The organism is Staphylococcus cornubiensis (assembly GCF_900183575.1).
GTDB lineage: Bacteria > Bacillota > Bacilli > Staphylococcales > Staphylococcaceae > Staphylococcus > Staphylococcus cornubiensis.
Genome location: NZ_FXUZ01000001.1, coordinates 425,909 through 447,453 on the forward strand (window position 1 = coordinate 425,909; position 21,545 = coordinate 447,453).

Consider the following 21,545-nt stretch of genomic DNA (forward strand, 5'->3'; position numbering starts at 1 on the left):
AGAATCATTGTCAATTAAAAATGCAAAAATTTTTAAAAAAACTTTCGTCATCTTTATTTTTAGCATATCATTAGGGGGAGAGGTGGCTAATATGAAAAAAGTACTTATTATTGAAGACGAGCAAAATTTAGCACGTTTTATTGAACTTGAATTCAAACATGAAAAATATGAAGTTGAAGTAAAATATGATGGCGTATCTGGCTTGAACCGTGCATTGCAACATGACTTTGATTTAATACTATTAGATTTGATGTTACCTGAAATGGATGGATTAGAAGTTTGTAAAAGGTTAAGAACCCAAAAAGATACGCCTATTATTATGATTACAGCAAAAGGTGAAATATACGATAAAGTCACGGGATTAGATATTGGTGCGGATGATTATATTGTTAAACCTTTTGAAATTGAAGAACTTTTAGCGAGAAGTCGTGCATTGATTCGTCGTTATTCGGACGAAAATGTGACAGATACAAATGTTGTCGATATTGATGGCATTAAAATTGATAAAAGTGCTTTTCACGTCACATATCAAAGCGAAAAGCTCGAATTAACGAAAACAGAATTCGATTTATTATTGTTACTCGCTGAAAATAAAAACCGTGTCCTTCATCGTGAACAAATTTTAGATCATGTTTGGGGATATGAATCAGAAGTAGAGACGAACGTCGTTGATGTGTATATTCGATATTTGAGAAATAAGCTGAAGCGCATTGATAAACAAAAGTTAATTGAAACTGTGCGCGGTGTCGGCTATGTGATTCGACAATGAAGCAGTCAACGCTGAAAACAAAATGGACTTTTGTAACGACACTCATTACATTTCTTATCATTTTTATCTTTTGTTTATTAATTATTTATGCGATTAGTAGTTTGTTGAAACAAAACGAATTTGATAAAGCGGAAAGAAGTGCGGATGATTTATACAATTTACTTGAAACGAAGCCCGTAAAAAATATTACTGCATTGGAATTTAGTTCAGTTCTTGATAACTATCAAAAAGTGATTTTATATGACAAACAAGGCAGAAAAATATTTGAGAATGTCAGCACTACAAATGTGAAATTTACGCCTCCGTTTCAAGCTTACGATACACGTAACATTAAAATACTACGCACAGATAAAGGGTCGTTCATCATTGTGTCGACACCTATCAATACGCCTTATTTTAAAGGGCATGCAACGATTGTCCACTCATTAGAAGAATACGATGATTTATTGAACTTCATTACGTATCTCGCCCTAACATTTGGTTTAATTGCGCTATTCGTTACTGCGTCGCTCAGTTATTTCTTCTCATCACAAATTACACAACCTATCAATATTATTACTGAAAAGATGACACAAATTCGCCGGAATGGTTTCCAAGAAAAATTGGAAGTACCAACGAATTATGAAGAAACAGATGCGCTGATTGACACTTTTAATAGTATGATGATGAAACTTGAGAGCTCATTTAATCAACAACGTCAATTTGTCGAAGATGCATCACATGAGTTACGTACACCACTTCAAATTATCCAAGGTCATTTGAATTTAATTCAACGCTGGGGCAAAAAAGATCCTGACATTTTAGAAGAGTCTTTGAATATCTCGATAGAAGAAATGAATCGGATTACGAAACTCGTTGAAGAATTATTGCTACTTACAAAAGATGATTCAAGATCAATTGAAAATCAAACTGAAAAAGTTGACGTCAATAATGAAATTAGAAGTCGACTTCATGCATTACAACAGATTCATCCAGATTATCAACTCGACTTTCATACAAGCCAAGATTTTATATACTTAGATATTAATTCGTTCCATTTAGAACAAATTTTACTTATTTTTCTTGATAACGCTATTAAATACGACACACAAAATAAACATATTTCTATTAAAACGAAACTCATTAGTAATCAAGTTGTGATTAAAATTACAGACCGCGGCTTAGGTATCCCTCAAGCTGACCAAGAACACATCTTTGACCGCTTCTATCGCGTAGACAAATCTCGTTCACGACAACAAGGCGGTAATGGTTTAGGTCTCTCAATTGCCCATAAAATGGTAAAGCTCTATAATGGTCGAATTTCAGTTGAAAGTGAAGTGGGTCATTTTACAACTTTTACAATTAGTTTTGATTCAGGTTGTTAACTATAATTATCTGGCTTTTTGCCTTTAAATGTTCACATTTTAATGCTATTATTGACCTGTAAGCGTTTTTATTTTTTTCTGTGGAGGGTGGATTATGAAGAACGATAAACAGGTGACAGAGGCACCTGTAAACTTCGGAACAAATTTAGGACTCATTCTAGAGTTATATGATCAATATTTAGAAGATCCTACTTCTGTTACTGAAGATTTACAAGTTCTCTTTAGTACAATTAAAGATGGTGAAGCGACTACATCATCAACAACCGAATCAAGCTCAGGGGATAGTACCATTAAACGTGTGATGCGATTAATCGACAATATTAGACAATATGGTCATTTAAAAGCTGATATTTATCCAGTGAACACACCAGAGCGTACAAATATTCCTAAATTAAATCCAGAAGACTTTAATCTCGATCAAGCAACATTAGAAGGCATCTCAGCCGAAATTGTTTCTGATCATTTTAAAGATATTTACGATAATGCCTATGAAGCTATTGAGCGTATGGAAGAACGTTATAAGGGGCCAATTGCTTTTGAATACACACATATCAACAATAATAAAGAGCGTGTATGGCTAAAACGTCGTATTGAAACACCATATAAAGCAAGCCTTAATAAAGAAGAAAAAATCAATCTTTTCAAACTTCTGGCACACGTTGAAGGCTTTGAGAAATACCTTCACAAGAACTTTGTAGGTGCAAAAAGATTTTCAATCCAAGGCGTCAATACCCTCGTACCTATGATTACTCAAACAATTAAACGTGCTGCTGAAGAGGAAATTGCAAACATTCAAATTGGTATGGCACACCGTGGACGTTTAAATGTTTTAACACATGTTCTGCAAAAGCCGTATGAAATGATGCTTTCAGAATTTATGCATACAGATCCAATGAAATTTTTACCTGAAGACGGTAGCTTAAAAATCACTTCAGGTTGGACTGGTGATGTAAAATACCACTTAGGTGGCGTTAAAACGATTAATGACCATGGTATTGAACAAAAAATCACATTAGCTAACAACCCTAGTCATCTCGAAGTTGTTGCACCTGTTGTGACTGGCCGTACAAGAGCTGCACAAGACCAAACAGATTATGCTGGTAAAGTTCAAACCGACTTTACAAATGCTATGCCAATCATCGTTCATGGTGATGCCGCATATCCAGGTCAAGGTGTGAACTTTGAAACGATGAACCTCGGTAGTTTAGATGGGTTCACAACTGGCGGTACATTACACATTATTACGAACAACCGTATCGGATTCACAACAGACCCAGAAGACGCCCGTTCAACAACGTATGCAACAGATGTGGCAAAAGGTTATGATGTACCAATTATGCACGTCAATGCAGACAATGTTGAGGCGACAATTGAAGCAATCGATATCGCAATGGAATTCAGAAAAGCATTCAATAAAGATGTCGTGATTGACTTAGTGGGTTACCGTCGTTTTGGTCATAACGAAATGGACGAGCCAACGTTAACGAATCCACTACCATATAAAGAAATTAAAAAGCATGATACTTCTGAAGTGATTTATGGTAAGCAACTTGTAGAAGAAGGTATCATTAGCCAAGATGAAATGGACGAAGTAATGGAAAACGTTCAAAAAGAAATGCGTACCGCTCATGACAAAATCGATAAAAACGACAAAAATGATAATACAGATATGAGCATTCCAGAAAGCATTTCTAAACCTTTAGCAAGTAATGAGTCCGAACTTTCATATGATCGCTTAAAAGAAATTAACGATGCGATGTTTAACTATCCAGAAGGTTTCAACATTTTCAAAAAGTTAAATCGTATTCTCGAACAACGTAAGCAACCATTTGAAAGCGAAGAAGGTTTAGTGGACTGGGCACATGCGGAACAACTTGCGTTTGCGACAGTAATGCAAGAGGGTACACCAATTCGTATGACAGGTCAAGATTCTGAACGTGGTACATTTAGCCATCGTCATGCGGTGTTACACGACCAAGAAAATGGCGACAAATTCGTACCGTTACAACACGTGCCAGATCAAAAAGCGACGTTCGATATTCACAACTCTCCATTATCAGAAGCAGCAGTTGTGGGCTTTGAATATGGCTACAATGTTCAAAATCCGTCATCATTTAACATTTGGGAAGCGCAATTTGGTGACTTCGCAAACATGGCACAAATGTATTTCGACAACTTCATTTTCTCTGGTAATGCAAAATGGGGTGAATCTTCAGGTTTAACATTCTTATTACCACATTCGTTTGAAGGACAAGGACCTGAACACTCATCTGCCCGTTTAGAGCGTTTCTTACAATTGGCAGCTGAAAATAATATGACAATTTGTAACTTATCAAGCTCAGCTAACTACTTCCATTTATTACGTGCCCAAGCAGCGAGCCTAGGTACTGACGCAATGCGACCATTAGTCGTTATGTCTCCAAAAGGTTTATTACGTAATAAAACAGTAGCGCAACCTATAAGCGCGTTCACATCTGGTGGTTTTGAACCCATTCTTCCAGAAGAACACGAAGCTAAAAAAGTTAAAAAAGTCATTCTTGCTTCAGGCAAAATGTTTATCGACTTAAAAGAACAATTAGCTGAATCACCAAATGAAGCGATTTTACTTATAGCTGTTGAACGACTCTATCCTTTCCCAGAAGAAGAAATTCGAGCAATTCTCGAAACACTTCCAAACCTTAAAACAGTCGCATGGGTTCAAGAAGAGCCGCAAAACCAAGGGGCATGGCATTATGCTTATCCAATGTTGCGAGACATCGTTGGAGATCAATACGAATTGACTTATCACGGTAGAAAACATAGAGCTGCACCTGCCGAGGGTGATGGTGAAATTCATAAACTTGTTCAAAATAAAATTATTGAAAATAGTTTAAATATTTAGGGGGCATATTAAAAATGGCAGAGGTAAAAGTTCCAGAATTAGCAGAATCGATTACGGAAGGTACCATTGCAGAATGGTTAAAACAAGTAGGTGACACTGTAGAAAAAGGTGAAGCTATTCTTGAATTAGAAACAGACAAAGTCAATGTAGAAGTTGTTTCTGAAGAAGAAGGCACAATTCAAGAATTACTTGCTGAAGAAGGCGACACTGTAGAAGTAGGCCAAGCGATTGCCGTAGTGGGCGAAGGTGGCGCTTCTAAACCTTCTAGTGATGATTCAAAAGCTGACTCAAAAGATGCTTCAGACAAAGCAGATAACAAAGCGTCAGATCAACAAGAAAGCAAAAAAGAAGAAAAATCATCTTCTGACAAAGAGAGCCAAAGCAGTTCATCAAATGAGCGTATCAATGCAACACCTTCAGCACGTCGCGCGGCACGTGAAAAAGGCATTAGCTTAAGCGAATTAAGTGGTAAAGCAAATGACGTCGTACGTAAAGAAGACGTTGAACGTGGCTCACAACAAAAATCATCTGGTGCTTCTCAATCAAAAGAAAAAGAATCAGCAGCGCCACAAGCACCTAAAACACCATCAAAACCAGTCATTCGCGAAAAAATGAGTCGTAGAAAACAAACTGCAGCTAAAAAGTTATTAGAAGTAAGTAATAACACTGCAATGTTAACGACATTCAACGAAGTAGATATGACGAATGTCATGGCATTACGTAAACGCAAAAAAGAAAAGTTTATGGAAGACCATGATGGTACTAAACTTGGTTTCATGTCATTCTTCACAAAAGCAGCCGTTGCAGCATTGAAACGTTACCCTGAAGTGAACGCTGAAATCGATGGCGATTACATGGTGACGAAACAATACTACGATATCGGCATTGCTGTCTCTACACCAGGTGGTTTATTAGTACCGAACGTCAGAGACTGTGATAAGAAAAACTTCGCTGAAATCGAGCAAGAGATTGCAAACTTAGCGACAAAAGCGCGCGATAATAAATTGACGCTTGATGACATGATGAACGGTTCATTCACAATTACAAATGGTGGTATTTTCGGTTCAATGATGTCAACACCGATTATTAATGGTAGTCAAGCTGCAATTTTAGGTATGCACTCTATCATCACGAGACCGATTGCGATTGATAAAGATACAATTGAAAACCGTCCAATGATGTATATCGCATTAAGTTACGATCACAGAATTATCGATGGTAAAGAAGCCGTAAGTTTCTTGAAGATGATTAAAGAGTTAATTGAAAACCCAGAAGATTTATTATTAGAGTCTTAATTGATTTGGGTTGTTGATTATAGAAGAGAGGAATCTGTAATGGATTTCTCTCTTTTTTACTTCTGTTTTGGTAATGCTTAGCCGATTGCTTGAACTGGGCTATGCTTTCCGAGGCGCTGAAACTTCAACTAATTTTTGCTTTAATCAAATAATAATATGAAGCAAAAATGGATTTTCAGTTTCAGCTGATGCCTCAGGAGTCAAGCCCAGTTTTTGCAATCTTGAGTTTTGTGCACTTACCGGAAAAAGTGAAACAGACTTTTCTTCATTTACAAATACTTAATCTTCTTCGCTTTGCATGGCGCTTGCATAGATGTGCGTCTTCAGTATGAGGGGATAATACAGATAATAAGTAGCATGTAAGAAAGCTCATGTCATTTGAGGATAATTTGTATTACAATAAATAGAAAATAATAATCCGTCGAAAGGGGTGACATGGATGAGTCGTCATTTTATTTACATATTGATTGTGATAGCGATTGCCAATATTATTGCACAACTCGGCTTCATTATTGCAAGTTTATTCGGTTTCATTCACTATTATCCGATTTTCCAATTGATTGGCAGCTGTTTATTAGTTCTTTTTGCTGTAGATACATTGAAGTTCAATCGTTCTAAAACGGTATATTTGATTGCTGGTTTGGCATTTATTGTTGCGGGTATTCTGTTGAAATTATAAAGGCATCAACTCTGATTGAATCCTACATTTACGTTATAATAAATGTGAAGAGGAGTGAGATGAAATGGCGCAATTTCGCAGTGTGACATTAGGCACTAAAAGTATAGACAAAATGATTGATTTATTCCATAATATGTTAGGTATGGCCTACGAAAAAAAGGGTAATCGTGTTCAATTTGGAGATGCTGAACGAGCTCCTGGCACACGCCTCCAATTTGTTGAAATAGCAGAAACGATAGAACCAACACATCAACATTTTGAGAGTATTGGTTTACGTACACCAAGCAATGACGGTGTTGAGGAATACATGTCTATTTTGCAAGAATACCAACATGCATTTGAAGGACCGACACATATGAATGGTCATCAATATATTCAGTTTTCCAACGACGATGCACAACGATTTGATATTTTTTCAGACGAAGCAAACGTTGGTATCGGATTGGGAATGCCTAATGAAGACAGTTCTGTTAGTCCGCTTCATCAAGTTCAGGGTCTCGGCCCTGTCATGTTGAGAACACATGAACCAGCAGTGACAATGATGTTACTGAATGATTTGTTTGGTTTTGAAGCCATTGCTGAATACACTTCACCCAAGACAGAAAAGCGTGTGATCGTCATGGAAGGTGAAGGTGGTGGATTAGGTGCTGAAGTTCATATTTACGAAACTGACGCCATGCAACTTCCACCTTATGGCATTGTTGAGCAACTTGAATTTACAGCCCATGATGAAAATGAATTTAATTATGCCTTTAATCAACTGAATCATCACGACATCCCTTTTCAGCAACTTCAAAATGAGCAACAAGGGACCCGTGCTATTCGTGTCAATGATATTAGTGGGTTAGCATTCATTTTAACATTAGCGCATGCAACGAAAGGAAGTTAAATTATGTTACATGAAACTTGGAAAGCGCGTACACCGATTAAAAAGGTGAAAGTGATTCATACTGACGCAAAGAAATTTACAGTGAGCGATATGTTAACTGTAGGGGAGACTTATGCTGTTGTTAACGAGACTGAAGAATATTATCAAATTATTGATAACTCAGGTCACGTTGGCGGCTATTACAAAACTTATTTTGAAGAAGTTTAAACACTTCATTCTTTATAGCGATCAAAAACTTCAAAAAAGCGGGGGTATCTCGGTACTCACGTCTTTTTTCATGCACTTAAAAAGAAAGGGAAATGACAATGGTTAAGGAATTTACTGGTTATATTAACTCCGATGAAACGATTCTTGGAGATGCAACAAAATTGTTCGAGCTCAATAAAAATATTTTGCTTAAAGGGCCAACTGGTTCAGGGAAAACAAGATTAGCCGAAACTTTAAGTGAAATCACACAGTTACCGATGCATCAAATTAACTGTTCTGTAGATTTAGATGCTGAAAGTTTGCTTGGCTTTAAAACGATTAAAACATCAGAAGAAGGCCATCAAGAAATTGTATTTATCGACGGTCCGGTCATTCGTGCAATGCGTGAAGGCCATATTTTATATATTGATGAGATTAATATGGCAAAACCCGAAACTTTACCGATTTTAAATGGTGTGTTGGACTACCGTCGACAATTGACAAATCCGTTTACAGGTGAAGTGATTAAAGCGGCACCTGGCTTTAAAGTCATTGCAGCGATTAATGAAGGCTATGTCGGAACACTACCGATGAATGAGGCACTGAAAAACCGTTTTGTGGTTATCAATGTGGATTATATTGATGGCCAAACATTGCATGATGTCATTAAAGCACAAAGTTTATTACAAGACGACCAACTTATCGATCAAATTATTAAATTTAATGCAGATTTACGTACAATGACACAACAAGGTCAACTGTCAGAAGAGGCGGCAAGTATTCGTGCGCTCATTGATATGAGTGATTTAGCGACAGTCATGCCGATAGAACGCGCGATTCAACGTAGTATCATTGATAAATTAGAAGATGAACGTGAACAACAAGCGATAATAAATGCGGTAGAACTTAACTTTTAGAAGGTGATATTATGAGCGATCGCTTTATCATGTTTAACGACGAACAACTCGACGCAATGAAAATGATGATGTTACAGGATCTTGCGCGACTGTTATTGAAAAATCCAAATACACAAGTAAAAGTTCATAAATTTCCATATTATGATGCGGTAAACGATGAGCTGATTTGTAGTTCTTTTTGGGCCCATCGACCTGAAAACATTGAACATACAGGTCTTAAGACAGACGTTTTACTTGCGACGTATAGTTATTTTCATATGGATCCACAAATTGTGAATGCAGTGTTGGCGAATGAAGAAGATTTCAAGCATCCAAAACTTTATCGTCAACTCTTTAAAATGATGGAAGAAATGCGTATTTTAAGTTTAATCGAACAAAAACGACCTCGAACACATGCAATGATTCAACTTCGTAAACGCATTCGTCAACAGTATAGTCAGTCTCAAATTAATGTTTATCGAACAAAAACGTTATTTACTGATTTGTTCTTTTTAAATTTAGAATATTCATTTTTACGAGACGATTTTTATACGATTCCAAATATTCATCCTGATCTTCAATCAACACTCGAATTTATTTATCAATATTTGCCAGATGCCTTTCAGCTTCAGTCGAGTGAAGAAACGATGTACCTCACTCAGCGTATTATGTTTCAAGTAGATGATTTGTTAGACGAAGACATGTTGAATGAGTATTATCATATCCCACGCCATGTCTATGAAGCATTGTGCCAATATACGTTAGAAGATTTAAAGCGTGTCGATGCTGCAAATACAGATCAGCATAATGGCAATGAAGAGGATGACGTTGAAACTGAAAACATAGAATCTAAAAATATCGATAGTGAATCTGCGGGTGGCGCTTATTTAGAAATGGAACTTCATGAAGGCGAAAATAGCGATGTGCTCGGTGACGACAGTGCGCGTGAAGGCGACAGCACCGATGATATGACGGACATGATGAGTAAAAAGGGCAAAGGCTCAAATGATACTATTGACGATCAAGAAGGTGGCGAACAAGGACCATCCCATACAATGCTCGGCCTCAAAGGCATCAATCAGTATGTCGATATCAAATGGAATGTACCCGATATATTGCCTGAATACATTGAAAGTTACCGTCAAGTCCAAACTGCTGTCCAATATGAGACAAAAGACTTGATTCAAATTATTAAAAAGACGATTGATCGCGAATATCAAGATGTACGTATGAATTTGACGAAAGGCCGATTACAACGCAATTTGGTCAATTGGTTTATAGATGATCAATATAAATTGTTTTACAAAAAAGCCGATCAAAGCCGTACATTTGATGCAACTTTTACATTGTTAATTGATGCTTCAGCAAGTATGCATGACAAAATGGATGAAACGATTAAAGGGGTTGTCTTATTCCACGAAACTTTAAAGGCACTCAATGTCAAACATGAAATTCTTGCCTTTAATGAAGATGCGTTTGATACAGATGCACAATATCAACCCAACATTATTGATGAGATTATCAATTATCATCAGTCAACATTCAATTCGGAAGCACCGAGAATTATGTCACTGACTCCGCAAGACGATAACCGTGATGGCGTCGCAATTCGCATCGCAAGTGACCGATTATTGTCGCGTTCAGAACAGCAACGCTTCCTTATCGTCTTTTCTGATGGAGAACCTTCTGCGTTTAATTACAGCCAAGATGGTATTTTAGATACGTATGAAGCCGTTGAGAACTCACGTAAACTTGGCATCGAAGTGTTCAACGTCTTTTTAAGTCAAGAACCTATCACTGAATCTATCGAACAGACCATTCATAATATTTATGGGCAATATGCTATTTTTGTGGAAGGGGTACAACATTTGCCAAGCTTACTTTCACCATTACTGAAAAAATTGTTATTGAAGTCATTTTAGCCATTATTTCATATTTTGTAACAACAATTTTCAAATTTTCAGAAATTTTATAGACGGCTACATTTTCTTGTGTTAGAATGAAGCATATTTATTTAGGAATTTTAAGGAGTCACATTATGAATAAAAACACTTTATTTATTGGGTTTATGTTATTTGCCATCTTTTTTGGCGCTGGGAACTTGATTTTCCCACCAAGTTTAGGGCTAGAAAGTGGGCAATTCTTTTGGCCGTCAATTTTAGCTTTTGTCATTACTGGCATTGGCTTACCATTAATGGGAGTTATGGTAGGTGCCCTAGATAAACAAGGTTACATTGGATCGATTAACAAAATACACCCTGTTTTCTCAATTGTATTTTTAGTTTCGATTTATTTAACAATTGGACCATTATTTGCCATTCCACGTACAGCATCAACGTCTTTTGAAATGACAGTAACGCCGATTATCCATTCAAGTAGTCCGGTTTGGTTATTCGTCTTCTCCGTTGTCTATTTCTTAATCGTGTTGTACTTATGTTTGAACCCTGGTAAAATTGTTGACCGTATCGGTGCCATTTTAACACCACTTCTTTTAATCACGATTATTGCGATGATTATCAAAGGTTTCGTAGATTTCGGGGGTAGCGCACAAAACGCTGCAAATCCTGAAGCATATACCTCTGCGTTAGGTGGTTTTTCAAAAGGTTTCACTGAAGGCTACTTAACCATGGATGCGATTGCGGCCATTGCGTTTTCAATGATTGTTGTGAATGCAATTAAAGCGACTGGTATTAAACATGCGAATGATATTTTCAAACAAACAGCAATGGCGGGGATTATCGCTGCCATCGCTTTAGCAGTCATTTACATTTCTTTAGGATTCATCGGTAACCACATGATTATTCCTGAAGAAACAATGAAAAAATTAGTCGAAAATAACCAAAACATTGGCGCTTATTTACTCATTACAATGGCAGATACAGGTTTTGGTTCACTAGGTAAATATTTACTCGGTATTATCGTGGCACTTGCTTGTTTAACAACAGCTTGTGGTTTAATTGTATCGGTAAGTGAATATTTCAATAGCATTTTACCTAAAATTTCATATAAAGTTTATGTATTCATCTTTACAATCATCAGCTTTATATTATCGAACTTAGGTTTAAATGCAGTGATTAAACTTTCAATTCCTGTATTATTAATCGTTTATCCGATTGCCATTACAACAGTACTCTTAATTTTAATCGCACGTCTTGTACCGACACGTCCGATTACACAACAAATTACAGTTGCAGTGGTCACAATTGAATCGATTTTGAGTGTCATCAATGCGAATAAATGGGTGAAAATCGATTTTATTAATCAATTACCATTACATGAGTATTCATTAGAGTGGTTCCCAATCGCTGTCATTGCGATGATTATTGGTTACGTTGTCGGTGCATTTATGAAAAACGCCGACATCATCGTTTACGAAAAAGAATAATTTAGTATCATTCAAAAGACAAGTCGCATTTTGTGGCTTGTCTTTTTTGCATGAAAACAACTATCAAATTCATCATCTATAGTTATGAATGAAATGTGATCGATAGAGCATAGATTATTTCATTAAGTAGAATCATTTGTAATTCGACGTTTATTTGATAAATAGTGTGGTAAATAAAGAACGTTGAGCAATAAAGTTTTTTATTAACTTTATTTCAACACTTACTTTTTCATTGCCACTTTTCAAAATTTTGCAATCGTACTTTAAATCAACATGGTCTATAATCATTTCATCATACATGATTAGTGTGAAGTAAACTGCTTCAAAAAATAATATAGATGTTCATTTAAAGCACTGTTGCAAGGTTGAAATTGGCAAATACCTATTTTACTAGAGGGGAATGTCATTTTTTATGAAAGAAAACCAAAAATTATCAAAAGTTTTTCTTTATTCTGCTATTCTTGTTTTCCTGATGGTGTTGCTAGGCGTATTCTTCCCGAAGCAATTTGGCGAAGTATCAGGACAAATCGGCAGTTGGATTATTAACACATTTGGTTGGTACTACATGATAACGATGACTTTCATAGTTTTCTTTAGCCTATTTCTTATTTTTAGTCCGATAGGCAAGTTACGTTTAGGAAAACCAGATGATGAGCCAGAATTTAAAACTATTTCTTGGCTTGCGATGTTGTTTAGCGCAGGAATGGGGATCGGTCTTGTATTTTACGGTGCAACAGAGCCAATGACGCACTATTTAACACCGCCCAATGCTAAACCTGAAACGAATGCTGCCATAATGGATGCCATGCGTTCGGCCTTTTTCCATTATGGGATTCATCCATGGGCTATGTATGGAATCGTTGCGTTAGCACTCGCATATTTCCAATTTAGAAAGAATGAAGACGGGCTCATTTCAAAAACACTTCGACCTTTATTTGGAGATAAAGTAGATGGCGCGTTAGGTATCGTCATTGATGTCCTTGCTGTCTTTGCTACAGTCATTGGTGTCGCTGTTTCACTCGGTGTAGGCACGCTACAAATCAACGGTGGGCTTAACTATTTATTTGTCATCCCTCAAAATATTTGGGTACAGTCAATAATCATTATAATCGTTACCGTGCTCTTTTTAATCTCGGCTTGGAGTGGCCTCAGTAAAGGGATTCAATATTTGAGCAATTTAAATATGGGGCTTGCTGGCATTTTACTTTTAATCACATTAATTGTTGGACCGACTATCTTAATTTTTAAAATTATGACATCGGCGACAGGACTTTATTTTGATGAATTTATTTTCAATAGTCTCGATGTCGCGCCACTCAATGCAACGAAAGCGAAATGGCTTGAAAGTTGGTCGATTTACTACTGGGGTTGGTGGATCAGTTGGAGTCCATTTGTTGGTATTTTTATCGCACGTGTTTCAAAAGGGCGTTCAGTAAGAGAATTCGTCATTGCGGTGATATTAGTGCCGACACTCGTGAGTATTTTATGGTTCAGCGTATTTGGTGTTACAGGTATTGAAATCGGAAAAGCATCACCAGAATTGTTTAATATGACGCCAGAAACGCAGCTTTTCGGTATTTTTAACGAATTGCCACTCGGACCGATATTATCCATCATTGCGATGTTGTTAGTGGGCTCATTTTTCATTACATCTGCCGATTCAGCTACTTTCGTACTCGGAATGCAAACATCACATGGCTCCTTAACGCCAACTGGACGCGTCAAAGTGGTTTGGGGTTTATTGCTCTCACTCATTGCATTTGTGTTATTACTTTCAAGCGGTGGGGAAGGACTCGGTGCATTACAATCAGCTGCCATTATTTCTGCGCTTCCATTCAGTGTCATCATTTTACTCATGCTTATCTCATTCTATAAAGATGCCAATTTAGAACGCCGTCATCTTGGTTTGACACTCACACCAGATAAAGAAAGAATGCGTGAATATGTGACCGAGTCGAGAAAAGATGAAAACTATGAACTCGAGAGAAAAGAGACAGATGATCACGTCTATTAGCACAAAAAGCAGGCTTGGCAACTAAATGTCCGAGCCTGCTTTTTGTTAATTCATTACTGACTGTCACGCTGATCTTTAGCCGTTGCTAATCGTGCTTTCAAGTCTGATTCTAACGCGAGTAAGTCTTTCTCAGCTTGTTGACGTTTTTGACGACCATCTTGCTGAATTTGTAATGTTTCCTCAATCGTTTGAATGATATTGTCTTGTGTCTTTTTCAATGTTTCAATATCAACAATGCCACGTTCATTTTCTTCTGCAGTGACACGCGCATTTTGACGTAACATTTCTGAATTACGCAATAAAATTTCATTCGTCGTATCCGTCACTTGTTTTTGTGCAGTTGCTGCTTTTTGTTGGCGTTGTAAAGTTAACGCAATCGCCATTTGATTTTTCCATAGCGGAATACTCGTCAAAATAGAACTTTGAATCTTTTCCGCTAATGCTTGGTTAACATTTTGAATCATACGTATTTGCGGTGCAGATTGTAAGGAGATTTGGCGTGATAATTTTAAGTCATAAATACGTTTTTCAAGACGATCTACAAACTGCTCCATATCGGCCACATCTTGAGCTGCCATTTGATTATCTGCATCCTTCACTTTTTGACGCATATCTGGCAACACATGTTGTTCAATCTCATCTTTCTTTTGTTCTGCCGCTGCTATATAGAGATTCAGGACATCAAAATAGTCTTTATTTTGTTGATAGAGGCCATCTAACAGTTGAATATCTTTCACGAGCAATGACTTATTCTTATCGAGCTCTATTGAAATACGATCCACTTGTGAGCTGACAGACTGCATGCGTGAAAAGAGTTGCTGCATCGAATTTTTTGAGCGCTTGAACAATTTTTTGAGGAAATTGTCATTTTGCTGTGATAACTCATCCGGATTGACTTCTTTTAACTTTTTCATCAACTGTTCTAATGTCTCCCCAATCGGTCCCACATCTTTCGACTGAATTTCGTCTAACATTTGATGTGAAAAGTGAGAAAGGTGCGTTTGTGCATTTGAACCAAATTTCAATAAGCTATCATGATTCAACGGTTCAATTTGTTCTGCCAAACTTTGAATTTTTTGGCGGTCTTGGTCGTTAAAATGTTGATTTAATTTTTTTGTCTCGACTTCCGTCACTTCTGCCGTCTTTGGATGATCAAAATCATTAAAATAAGCATCTAATGGATGAGTACTTGTTTCATTCGTTAGCTCATTTGACTTCATGAATCATTCTCCATTTCTTTAACATTTCTTTTTTGGTACATTTCATTGAGTCTCATTTCAGTATCCAACTGCTCATAATCTTGTGCATTAACTTGTTTTAAGTCTGCAATGAGTGTACGCTTTACTTCTTCTAAAGTAATTCGAGTCTGTTGTAGCATTTGTCGCTCGTTTGCTGATTTGAGTGGCATTTTAGCGAGCCTCGTATAGCCTTCAATTAAGTTCAACGCATTATCAATATGTGAATAATAAAAGCTTTCAATATTAAAAAACTGAAAAGGTCGTTGCTTAATGGCTGAATTAATTGTTCGTGATAATCGGTAAATATCATTCACTAACTTAAAATCTTGTATCGATCTAACTTTAATAAACGACTTTAAAATACGCTTGTTTTTATTTTGAACTAAGTTAATTTGATGCATAATATAGTGATAATCTTTACGTGTCAAATTCATTTCTTTCAAATAGGCACGTGACGTCAAACGCTGTGTAGGTACATATCCGACTACAAAAGCAGCGATACCGATAACATAATCTATTAAAAAGTTAATATCTAGAAGGACACTTGTAAAAAATGCAATCACTCCGATAGGCACCCCAACAACTACGCCCCAAATCCGTGATAATGTATATCTCATATTCATCTTCCTTTATGAAATTGCTCTAAAGTTTTGATATTGGTCATCAATCTCTAGTTCATCTATCGTATAAGTTTCAACACGAGAAGCAGGGGATGCGCCTTTAATCACTGCTTGTGTAAAGGTTTCAAGTGGCGCTTCTTCACCTTGTGCGTGCACTTCTACATAATCTTCTATATTTCTTACTGTTCCTTTTATTTTGTACTTCAAGGCTAACCGTTCTGTAAAATAGCGAAATCCAACCCCTTGGACACGTCCGTATACTCGGATTAAATAATGTTTCATACATTTCACCCCTCCACTTAATTATAAGTATTTTCAGTGCAAAAGACTAATATTTAAGTTTCATATCACTTATTTTTAGGTCGTTTAGCTTGCTTTTTAAATTTAAAAATACTATCGTTTTGAGTAAGATTTTTTTACCTGGGGGGCATTACATTATGTGGGAAGTTGCTAAGATTCGTGCAGACTATGAAGGTTGGTGGTTATTCGATGATTGGCCAGAACACATCATTGATTTACAAAAATTCGAGACATACGAAGCATTTGAACAAGCGTATCAGCATATGATTCAACAAGCTAAAACCGATTATGATAATTTTATTGTCGGAAAACATAACATTTATGCATTTTATAATAATTGCGATTTAAACTTTTGTGAGGATTGTGATGAAGATTTACAAATTTTTTATAGCTTCATTACTTTAAAAAACGAAAAAATTTATTTGAATTTGCCAATTATAGACTAAACAATAAATTTTAAATTCTATATTGCAAATATTGTCAGATTACCTTATAATAGGGGTAAGCAATGGCATTATTCCATATTGCAAAGAATATTTTTCAGTTTTTATTTATCGATTTTATAAAGAATGAATCAGTATTTTTTGTAATATGCGAATAGCGCATATTGAATTTTAGTCTTGGAGGTTTCACAGATTATGAAACAAGGTACAGTAAAATGGTTTAACGCTGAAAAAGGTTTTGGTTTTATCGAAGTAGAAGGAGAAAACGACGTATTCGTACACTTCTCTGCAATCAACCAAGAAGGTTACAAATCATTAGATGAAGGTCAATCAGTTGAATTTGAAGTAGTTGAAGGCGACCGCGGTCCTCAAGCTGCAAACGTTGTAAAACTATAATAAATAGATGCAATATTGACTTACAAAAAAACAGTGAAGTTCGCTTCGCTGTTTTTTTGTTATTTATCAATATACAACACAATGAAGACACCACGTTTTTCCTTAAATTTACGTACTGCATTTAGAACCACTCACGCTACTGATCCTCACTGATGTATACAATTATCTATTAATCCGTATTGTTCAGATCTTGAGGCAACATGTTAAAAATAAATAGTTAGAGGCTGTAATAGCTAATGGTGTTGAAAAGTTTTTGAAGGTTTCGTATATTGGAAACAAGCATAACCATGATAAAGTGAGATGATAAAGTTGGATTTTTCGACAACGTTAGACGCCTACATGTCACCTGAAGACGCAGCTAAAGCGTTTCTTGAAATAGCTGAAAAAGCACAAAAGCATCAACAAGCAGAAATAGAAAAACAAAACAAACCCTATACACAAAAAAGAGCACCTGATGGAACAGTATAGCATTCAATCAGGTGCTCTTTGTGAATCATTGCATTTTTATTGAATCTTGTGTGTCATCACATTTGTAAGGAGGAAGTGATTTTTTATAATGACTACACAGGTTGCAAAAATTAAAGTCGAAAATCACTTCCTAGAAAACGTCAGTCCTAAAGAAGCAATCATATTCACCTCAAATGATTAACGGTGTTTACTTCACATCATTAATAATCAATTGACGCAATGATTGACGTTTCACCACTTCTCTCGCTTTCCCATTTTTTACAAAGAAAACGCTAGGCTTCTGCATTTGATTATAATTTGAAGCCATACTATAGTGATACGCACCCGTCGTCAATATCGCTAAATAATCCCCGCGTTTTACACTAGAAGGTAACTGTGCTTCATGAATGATGATATCACCTGATTCACACAATTTTCCTGCAATTGTCACAGTCTCATCATCTGGCGTTTCATTACGATTAATCAATAAGGCTTGATATTTCGCGTCATATAAAGCTGTACGAATATGATCACTCATCCCACCATCAATCGACACGTATTTGTTCACACCAGGAATATCTTTAATTGTGCCGACTTCATAAAGGGTCACACCTGCTTCAGCAACGATAGAACGCCCCGGCTCAATACTTAATGTCGGAATAGGGTATTTTAATTGCTGACATTCTGCTTTAATCGCTTGAACGATTTCTGTAATACCTGATTCAATGTCGAACGATTGATCACCTTCAACGTATTTTGCGCTAAATCCACCGCCTAGGTTGAGTAAATCAATCGCAATCGCATGTTCATCCAACCAGTTCAACACCATTTTAGCTGTTTCAATCATGCCTGTAGTTTCTTCAATTTGCGAACCAATATGGAAATGGATGCCCTTTAACACTAAGTTATTCGTATTACGGATTTTTTCCACAGCCTCTAATGCTAATCCATGTTTTAAAGAAAGTCCAAATTTACTCTTTTCTTGGCCAGTTTGAATGAATTCGTGTGTATGCGCTTCAACACCTGGATTCACACGTAGCAGTACATCTACAGGTTTTGTGGCATACTGTTCGATGAGGTCAATTTCATCTAATGCATCAACGACGAAATAGCCGATACCACTGTCAAGTGCATAACGAATTTCATGTTTTGTTTTATTGTTGCCATGAAAATGAATACGTTGTGGATCAAAACCCGCTTCTAATGCAGTGTATAGTTCACCCTCTGACACCACATCTAATTCAAAGTCTTCCTCAGCCGCAAGTTTAACCATTTGAAGACACGTAAATGCTTTTGAGGCATAAGATAACACGTAGCCAATATCGTTTTGTTGAAAAGCACTGTGATAGCGTCTCATTTGTTGACGAATTTGGTCTTCATCATACACAATCGTCGGCGTACCAAAACTTTGCGCTAACGTTTTTAAACTTGTTCCTCCCAATGTTAATTCACCGTTTTGATTATAACTGACTGTCATTTAAACATACTCCTTTATTAACGAATTCAAATTTAATGCACTTAATTGTTCAGAATTGGCACCGACCCCTTTAAATGTGTAATCATCAATGCGCAAATCTGAATTATATAAAATGACGCTATCTTTTGCTGATACTGTGTCATCTACTTCCACAAACATATGACTCATCATGAGCGCACGAATTGGAAAACGTTTGCCATTAATTGAGACATCATGTTGCGCTCTAGTCCGTAAAATGCCATCCCCATATCCCACATCTACAACAGCCAATCGTGTATGCGGTTGATCTACTGTATAAGCAAAACTGTAACCACAATGATCGCCTTGTTGGACTTCGCGCACTTGAATGACATTTGCTTTTACTGTCAAAGCTTGTGTGATGCTATTAGATGATAGGCTAGAGTAGGGGCGTGAACCATATAGCGCAATACCGATACGTGCATGTGTATGAGCATCAAAGACACGTTGACCTTCTCTATAATAACTGGCACTGTTTTGGGCATGAACGAGATCAAAATGATATCCTTTTTGATGCACAAGTGTTTCCACAATATCTAGCCATGCTTCGCGTTCTTGCTCATACATATCAACGTCAAATTCATCTGCATAGCCAAAATGAGTCCATAACCCAGTAATTATCATCTTATGTGCTGTATTGCGCTCATGATCCTCTAATAACGCTAACAATTCATCTTTTGTTTTAAAGCCAGAACGATGGAGTAGGTTTTCATATTCCAAATGCACTTTGACACCCGCTAAAGCCGCTTTATGTTCATGATAAAAGGCTAAAGAAGGTAACGTCATATGGATGTCATATGTTCGCAAATGGTCAAATTCATCAGTCGCATTCATTAAAAATATCGTTACGTCTGGTGCCATTTCTCGGATACGTATCGCTTCAACTAAAGAGGTTGTGCTAAACGTATGAATGCCTGCTTGTTGAAATGTATGTACAGCAAAATCTAAGCCGTAATTGTACGCATTATTTTTCACAACTGCCATGATCTGTTGTTGTTGAGCGACTTGTTTTGCATTTTGAAGAAATTTCGCCGAATCGACTTGCCATAATGCCGTCATGCTTCCACCTCATTGTAATTTTGTAACAATCGCTCATAATAATCCGCAATACGAATCAATACTTGCTCATCAAAGTTTAAATGTGGCGTATGCAAACCACTTACATATTGCTTTTCTTCATTACGTGTACCGACAAAGACGAAATAGGCTGGTGCGATTTGGCCATAAAAACTGAAATCTTCGCCAAACAAGTAAGGCAATTCATTTTCAATCACATTCAGTTGGTTATACTCCAAACTTTCGACAACATATTTTTTCAATTCTGGATGATTCATTGTCGGTGGATAACCTTCAGCAAAGCGCACTTCACATTTCACACCGAATAATAATTCTGCACTGTCAACGATTTTTTGCATTTGACCTTGAATTACACTCAAATCATCTAAATCATACGTACGGATTGTGCCTTCTAAATAACCATTACTCGGAACTGTATTAATCGCTTCTCCCGCATGAAAATGACCGATATGCACAATATTTCGTTGTAAACCATTCAAATGATACTGCTGAATTTGAGATAACTGCATCAGAATATGTTGCAATGCTTCTCCAGCAGATTTACCTTGTTCTTTATTCGCGACATGACTCGATTCACCTTCAATAAAAAAGCGGAATTCAGTCGCACTCGCTGTAATTTCTTGATCACGAATAACGACGGAGCCTTCATCGACAAAAGGCATTACATGGACACCGTACACAGCTTTAATATCATATTGCGCAAATGCATTCGCTTTAATTAAAAGATTTGCGCCGCCACCTGATTCTTCAGCTGGTTGAAAAATCAATAAAACATTGTGAGGCAACTCACCTTTGTCGTACAACGCTTTACAACGTTTCGCAAAAAGCATGAGTGCCGTCGTATGGCCGTCATGTCCACATGCATGCATCCGTTCATCAACATGACTACGATAGTCGACATCGTTTTGTTCATGAATCGGTAAAGCATCAATATCTGCTCTAAAGGCAATCGTTTCATCACTTTGGCCTTTTAAAAATCCAATAATACCTGTTTCAATAGGGCGTTCGTAAGGAATCTCTAATGCTTCTAAAAAGTTTTGTAAGTATTGTGTCGTTTCATGTTCTTGAAGACTCAGCTCGGGATGTTGATGTAAATATCGACGATGCTGAGTGACAAATTCTAATTCATTCATATGCTTTCACTCCCATCATTTATGTATAAAAAGAGAAG

Annotated in this window: 20 protein-coding genes; 14 read left to right on the top strand and 6 right to left on the bottom strand. The window is 36.7% G+C overall.

All coding sequences use genetic code 11. The features are described 5' to 3' along the window. Nucleotides 1–91: 91 nt before the first annotated feature. The 11 genes from CCE82_RS02220 (at nucleotide 92) to CCE82_RS02270 (ending at nucleotide 14,358) form a co-directional block, all read left to right on the top strand. Complete coding sequence (locus CCE82_RS02220) at nucleotides 92–769, top strand: response regulator transcription factor (RefSeq protein ID WP_086427801.1); 678 nt, start codon at nucleotides 92–94, stop codon at nucleotides 767–769. Then, the gene (locus tag CCE82_RS02225) at nucleotides 766–2,133 is read left to right on the top strand and encodes a HAMP domain-containing histidine kinase (RefSeq protein WP_086427802.1); all 1,368 of its coding nucleotides are present in this window, start codon (nucleotides 766–768) and stop codon (nucleotides 2,131–2,133) included. The genes CCE82_RS02220 and CCE82_RS02225 overlap by 4 nt, the downstream gene beginning before the upstream one ends. A 94-nt stretch (nucleotides 2,134–2,227) precedes the next feature. Next, on the top strand, nucleotides 2,228–5,014 hold the full coding sequence (locus CCE82_RS02230) for a 2-oxoglutarate dehydrogenase E1 component (protein WP_086427803.1): 2,787 nt from the start codon (nucleotides 2,228–2,230) through the stop codon (nucleotides 5,012–5,014). 14 nt (nucleotides 5,015–5,028) lie between these two features. Continuing rightward, nucleotides 5,029–6,309: a dihydrolipoyllysine-residue succinyltransferase gene (gene sucB / locus CCE82_RS02235; RefSeq protein ID WP_086427804.1), complete on the top strand. Its 1,281-nt coding sequence runs from the start codon at nucleotides 5,029–5,031 to the stop codon at nucleotides 6,307–6,309. Between the two features lie 439 nt (nucleotides 6,310–6,748). After that, on the top strand, nucleotides 6,749–6,988 hold the full coding sequence (locus CCE82_RS02240) for a hypothetical protein (protein ID WP_086427805.1): 240 nt from the start codon (nucleotides 6,749–6,751) through the stop codon (nucleotides 6,986–6,988). Between the two features lie 64 nt (nucleotides 6,989–7,052). Beyond that, the gene (locus CCE82_RS02245; protein WP_086427806.1) at nucleotides 7,053–7,877 is read left to right on the top strand and encodes a VOC family protein; all 825 of its coding nucleotides are present in this window, start codon (nucleotides 7,053–7,055) and stop codon (nucleotides 7,875–7,877) included. Between the two features lie 3 nt (nucleotides 7,878–7,880). Then, a complete protein-coding gene (locus CCE82_RS02250) occupies nucleotides 7,881–8,084 on the top strand; it encodes a DUF6501 family protein (RefSeq protein WP_086427807.1) in 204 nt (67 codons plus the stop codon). Between the two features lie 98 nt (nucleotides 8,085–8,182). After that, nucleotides 8,183–8,980, top strand: coding sequence for an ATP-binding protein (locus CCE82_RS02255; RefSeq protein ID WP_086427808.1), 798 nt, complete (start codon nucleotides 8,183–8,185; stop codon nucleotides 8,978–8,980). A gap of 11 nt (nucleotides 8,981–8,991) precedes the next feature. Further along, entirely contained in the window at nucleotides 8,992–10,881 is a 1,890-nt protein-coding gene (locus CCE82_RS02260) for a vWA domain-containing protein (RefSeq protein ID WP_086427809.1), read from the top strand. Nucleotides 10,882–10,997: 116 nt separating this feature from the next. Beyond that, the gene (brnQ3, locus tag CCE82_RS02265) at nucleotides 10,998–12,344 is read left to right on the top strand and encodes a branched-chain amino acid-like transporter carrier protein BrnQ3 (RefSeq protein ID WP_086427810.1); all 1,347 of its coding nucleotides are present in this window, start codon (nucleotides 10,998–11,000) and stop codon (nucleotides 12,342–12,344) included. Nucleotides 12,345–12,756: 412 nt separating this feature from the next. Next, nucleotides 12,757–14,358, top strand: coding sequence for a BCCT family transporter (locus CCE82_RS02270; RefSeq protein ID WP_086427811.1), 1,602 nt, complete (start codon nucleotides 12,757–12,759; stop codon nucleotides 14,356–14,358). Nucleotides 14,359–14,411: 53 nt separating this feature from the next. Here the strand turns inward: CCE82_RS02270 and CCE82_RS02275 are convergent, their stop codons facing one another. From CCE82_RS02275 to CCE82_RS02285, 3 genes are read right to left on the bottom strand one after another with little or no spacing between them, the layout of a single operon-like run. After that, on the bottom strand, nucleotides 14,412–15,578 hold the full coding sequence (locus tag CCE82_RS02275) for a toxic anion resistance protein (protein WP_086427812.1): 1,167 nt from the start codon (nucleotides 15,576–15,578) through the stop codon (nucleotides 14,412–14,414). Then, nucleotides 15,575–16,213: a 5-bromo-4-chloroindolyl phosphate hydrolysis family protein gene (locus CCE82_RS02280; protein WP_086427813.1), complete on the bottom strand. Its 639-nt coding sequence runs from the start codon at nucleotides 16,211–16,213 to the stop codon at nucleotides 15,575–15,577. The genes CCE82_RS02275 and CCE82_RS02280 overlap by 4 nt, the downstream gene beginning before the upstream one ends. Before the next feature lie 12 nt (nucleotides 16,214–16,225). Then, complete coding sequence (locus CCE82_RS02285) at nucleotides 16,226–16,498, bottom strand: acylphosphatase (protein WP_086427814.1); 273 nt, start codon at nucleotides 16,496–16,498, stop codon at nucleotides 16,226–16,228. 155 nt (nucleotides 16,499–16,653) lie between these two features. Between CCE82_RS02285 and msaA the strand changes: the two genes are divergently transcribed. The 3 genes from msaA to CCE82_RS12950 all read left to right on the top strand — a co-directional run bounded on the left by msaA (nucleotide 16,654) and on the right by CCE82_RS12950 (nucleotide 17,823). Further along, nucleotides 16,654–16,962 (top strand): regulatory protein MsaA, encoded by a 309-nt coding sequence (gene msaA, locus CCE82_RS02290; RefSeq protein ID WP_086427815.1) that lies wholly within the window; start codon nucleotides 16,654–16,656, stop codon nucleotides 16,960–16,962. 192 nt (nucleotides 16,963–17,154) lie between these two features. Then, entirely contained in the window at nucleotides 17,155–17,355 is a 201-nt protein-coding gene (gene cspA, locus CCE82_RS02295; protein ID WP_014613945.1) for a cold shock protein CspA, read from the top strand. Nucleotides 17,356–17,664: 309 nt separating this feature from the next. Beyond that, a complete protein-coding gene (locus CCE82_RS12950) occupies nucleotides 17,665–17,823 on the top strand; it encodes a hypothetical protein (RefSeq protein ID WP_159454514.1) in 159 nt (52 codons plus the stop codon). Nucleotides 17,824–18,010: 187 nt separating this feature from the next. Here the strand turns inward: CCE82_RS12950 and lysA are convergent, their stop codons facing one another. The 3 genes from lysA to CCE82_RS02310 are packed head-to-tail and all read right to left on the bottom strand — an operon-like array spanning nucleotide 18,011 to nucleotide 21,507. Then, nucleotides 18,011–19,279 carry a diaminopimelate decarboxylase gene (lysA, locus tag CCE82_RS02300; protein ID WP_086427816.1) on the bottom strand — a complete coding sequence of 423 codons (1,269 nt, stop codon included), beginning with the start codon at nucleotides 19,277–19,279 and terminating at the stop codon, nucleotides 18,011–18,013. Continuing rightward, nucleotides 19,280–20,356 carry an alanine racemase gene (alr, locus tag CCE82_RS02305; RefSeq protein WP_086427817.1) on the bottom strand — a complete coding sequence of 359 codons (1,077 nt, stop codon included), beginning with the start codon at nucleotides 20,354–20,356 and terminating at the stop codon, nucleotides 19,280–19,282. Next, nucleotides 20,353–21,507, bottom strand: a complete 1,155-nt coding sequence (locus tag CCE82_RS02310; RefSeq protein ID WP_086427818.1) for a M20 metallopeptidase family protein — start codon at nucleotides 21,505–21,507, stop codon at nucleotides 20,353–20,355. Before CCE82_RS02310 ends, alr begins: the two co-directional genes overlap by 4 nt. Between the last annotated feature and the right edge of the window lie 38 nt (nucleotides 21,508–21,545).